The organism is Ginsengibacter sp. (genome assembly GCF_057362405.1).
Genome location: NZ_JBMQQG010000237.1, coordinates 1 through 4,122, shown reverse-complemented (window position 1 = coordinate 4,122; position 4,122 = coordinate 1). Strand labels below are relative to the sequence as shown.

At 39.9% G+C, this 4,122-nt stretch carries 2 protein-coding genes and 1 pseudogene; all 3 read right to left on the bottom strand.

All coding sequences use genetic code 11. The annotated features are described in order from the left end of the window. Window positions 1–365: pseudogene (locus ACO1O5_RS20165) on the bottom strand (beta-glucosidase); the annotation flags it as partial. 13 nt (window positions 366–378) lie between these two features. Next, on the bottom strand, window positions 379–2,526 hold the full coding sequence (locus tag ACO1O5_RS20160; RefSeq protein WP_486273477.1) for a TIM-barrel domain-containing protein: 2,148 nt from the start codon (window positions 2,524–2,526) through the stop codon (window positions 379–381). Between the two features lie 71 nt (window positions 2,527–2,597). Next, window positions 2,598–4,122, bottom strand: a 1,525-nt coding sequence (locus tag ACO1O5_RS20155; protein ID WP_486273475.1) for a right-handed parallel beta-helix repeat-containing protein, incomplete at its 5' end; no start/stop codon positions are given.

Genomic DNA, 4,122 nt, shown 5'->3' with positions numbered 1-4,122 from the left:
GGAATAATCGGAATACCCAAACGGGTGTCTTCCACAAAATATTTTTGCATGGAGTTAATGAGCTTTGCCGTTTGCAAAGCATTGGAAGCTGCACTGTAGTTGAGCAACTGCCCCGCAGCATCTTTGTTTCCTTTTGCACTTACCTGGAACCCGAATATGCCATCTTTGTATTTTTCTTTTCCATCACTTAAATCACCTGGTATCATAAAAAGTTGCCAGAATTTTTCTTCGGGAGTCATGCGGGAAATGAGATCCCTTACTCTTTCTTCAATGGGGAGTTTGGGATTTTTATAGGGAAGGATTGTTTGGGAAAAAGCTATTCGACTAAACAATATAAGGCTAATAAATACAAAGACCTTTTTCATAAATTTTCTTTTTTTATTTCGTCATAAAATTCCAGGAAAAATTACTGTACGACCATACATTCGCTCCTTTAGGAATAATAACTTCTCCTTTCGATTCTCCATTTTTATCTTTTGTAACCGATAATTTAATGCGTGTAAATTTTCCTTTTTCATAATCGTAACTTACTCCGTCATCATCATACAAATTATAGCTGCTTGCCTTATGACCGTAGTATCTTATTTCAACGGGTAATTTTTCTGTACTAATCGTTGTCACTGCCGGCATCATGGGAATGATGCCACCATCACGAACATAAACAGGAATTATATCCAGCCCGGGGGTGATAGTAATTACTTCCCCTTCACCGACATATTTTCCTGTATAGAAATCAAACCATTTTCCTTCCGGCAAAATCACTTTCCTGCTTGTTTGTCCCGTAAATAATGGAGCTACTAATAAATTGTCGCCCACCATAAACTGATCTTTTATTTCCTGTTTAACGGCTTTTGCATAAGGGTTATCGGTTGAATTCAATGCCCCGCCAGAAGTTGTGGTTGGAGCATTAAATCCCGGTAAAAGATTCATCGCTTTAACAGGTGGTGTGCCATAAAATGCATAGTCGGCAAAGCTTGTATAGAGATAAGGGATCAAACGCATCCGGAGATCAGCAATATCCTGCACTTGCTTTTCCACTGCCGGAAAAGACCATGGTTTGGTACCATCTGCCCATGCATTGATCATAGCAAGCGGAGAAAAACAAACCGTCTGCATGCGCCGTAACCATTCTTCTGCAGTAGGCGAACTGCGTACTTCGGGAGTCCACAATACGCCTATAAAAGAACTGTTGATTAGCGCAGTAATAAAATCAGGATGGCTGTAATAATCGTTATAAATAGCATAAGGGAAAGATGATGCTCCGGCGTTTGAGGCTCTTACCAATCCATACGTACGTATATTTTGTTTTCGGTATAAATCAGTAGTCATTTTCTGCATCATCAGGCCATAGGTTTGCCGTATTTGCTCCGCTGAATTGCCGGAAGGAAACCTGGTAACGTCGGGCCACAGCCATTCATCAAAACCATCGTTCTCGTCCATTTTAAAACCACTTACTCCTTGGCTCAATAAATGTTTATACAAATGATCCCCGATTATTTTCTGTGCCTGGGGCATAGAGTAATCGGGCACCAATCCTGCCCATACCGTAAAGGATGCTGTATAAGGAAAAATCTTTTTGTAGAGCTCACCATCTGAAGAAATGTATGGGTTCATCCACAGGTTAACATGGATGCCCCTTTGTTGTAAGCTATCGATAAATACTGCCGGATGAGGAAAACGATCCTTATCCCATTCATAGGTGCATGGGTATGATTTGCTTTGCCAGCCGGGCTCCAGCCCGATTACACTTAAAGGAAATTTATGTTCTGCATATTGTTTTACTTCATTCATCACATCGTTGTCACTATACAAAGTTGGCGTACGATGCCAGAAACCTAAACCCCATTTGGGTGGCAGGCAACCGCCACCGTTATACAAATTATACCGGCGCACTGCATCTAACATGTCCGGTCCTCCAAACAGAAGTATCTCGGCACCTTCCGCGGGCACCAGCATTTCAATATTATCTGAGTAAGGGTTAGCCTGCCAGTTTTTATCAGTATTCCTGTTCCGGACAACAGGCGGATGTTTGCTATCCCGTTCCACCGCAGTGCCTACCCAAACATCAATATACCTCGCGGCATTAATCAATACACCATAGCCATTTGATGAAACATAAAACGGTACCGGCGCATGCGTACGACCATTATCCTGTCCTCCGTAATGGTCAACGTGCAGGCGCATAATACGACCGCGTTGTTCAACAGTTTTGAAATTTAAACCCAAACCAAAAATCTTTTCTGTTGAATCCAATGGAAACCGCAGGTAAGTTTTGCCATCTATTACCGATGCCCTTATTTCATTTTCCGGCAAAGGAAAATGTACTGAAGGCATAGCACCTAATGCTTCTATTTTTGGATGCACACCCGTCACTTTATAGAAATTAAATTTATCCGGCTTACCTACTTTAGCGCTCCAGACTCCTGGTGCTACTACATTCCATTTTAAATTGGTTTGCGCCGATGCAATTACATTTGACAAGACAAAAAAAGCAAACAGGTAATATTTTAATTTTAGAAAATTCATGCTAAATAAGTCGTTTAAAATTTATAGAATCCTATTGTATTAAAGATAAAATCAAACCTGCGAACAGATCTTCAATTATTCTTCGCTTTGCTTGTTTCTTTTACCTCAATATTCGTTATATCCGTTTTGACTCTCCCTCTTTTCATATTGCCAATATTGATTAGAGGTTGCCAATCTGTAGCGAATTTATTTTTTAGGATACTCACATTTTTACATGCCGTTAGTTGGACTGATATTTTATTAGTGCCCGGATTCATAAAATGAGTTTGATTAATTACATTGTTACTGAACACCAAACCATCAGTGCTCCTTGCTTTAAGCAAAGGTGCGTCGTACACATTAAAAACATTATTTTCTATGCGGATAATACGATGCACGTAATACCCTTGCACCATCTTCTGGTTTTCAGGAGCAATAGCAATTATGTAATTATCAGGCGCCTGGTTATAACCACAATCTTCAAACACATTATTACGAATCAAAACGTCTTGCACCCGGCCGGACTCAAACCACGAATTGCAGTCGTCAGCTATTAATATGGCATGCATACCAGTTTTGTAAAAAGTATTGCCTTCTATTAAAACATTTCCCAGGGTGGTTATTAATACTCCGCGTGTATTCGTGTGTTCGAACCTGTTATGTTTAATTATAACTGAAGGATTTTTTGAGAGGTTTCCCACACAATCTCCTTCCTGGATTTGTAAGGGAACCTGCCGGTCCAGTTGCAATTCAATTTCTTTTTTTGAAATCATTCTAGACGACTTCACCACTGCAGTAGCAAATGGAATCAGCGTCTGGTGATCTACAAATTCAATAGAATCGCCCTGGTCAAAAGCATTAAAGCCCCATGTTTGATGATGCATAAATCTTACTACTACCTTATCACTATCGGACCGGGTTATTCGAAGATACGTTCCATGTATATTGATGGGATCATCATGTGAACCGGAAGCCAGGCAATTTTTTATTTTTATGGAGCCATAGCAGCCTGAGAAATGGAAGCAATCTGCAAACGCAGCTATCACCCTGCCGGAACCCGGACGTGGCGCCACGCTTACTTTGTTGATATCGATGTTTTCTGAAAGCTGGCTCACGATGCCAAGGCCGTGTATATAATAAAATTTAAGATTCCCGAAAGCAACATTGTGAGAACGGTTATTAAAAACGCCCACTTCATCGCGGTAAGGATCGCGAATGGTGAGTATATCTCCTTCGTTAAAATTGGCGCCGGAGAAATCACCGGAAAATTTTATTTTAAAAGGAGATATTTCTACCGCATTACTTTCAGCAAAAGGTTTCCAACTTGTATAGTACATAATCTCTTTTGCAGGAACATATCCTATTGTAAAAGGATTATTAGTTTTCCACCCTTCGCCATACCATATTAGTTTGTTATCATTGTTTTGTTTTTCAATTGCATACCACGAATCACGATTCACATCCGCAACTACCTCCGTTTTTGTTTTTGAAACTATTGTCATCTCCGACATAGTTGGCCTTTCAAAATCGAATTGTAAATCTTTCACTTTAAAATTGTGACAGTGATCTATTGCCATCAGCATCATTTTTCCATGATATACCAACAAGGTATTATTT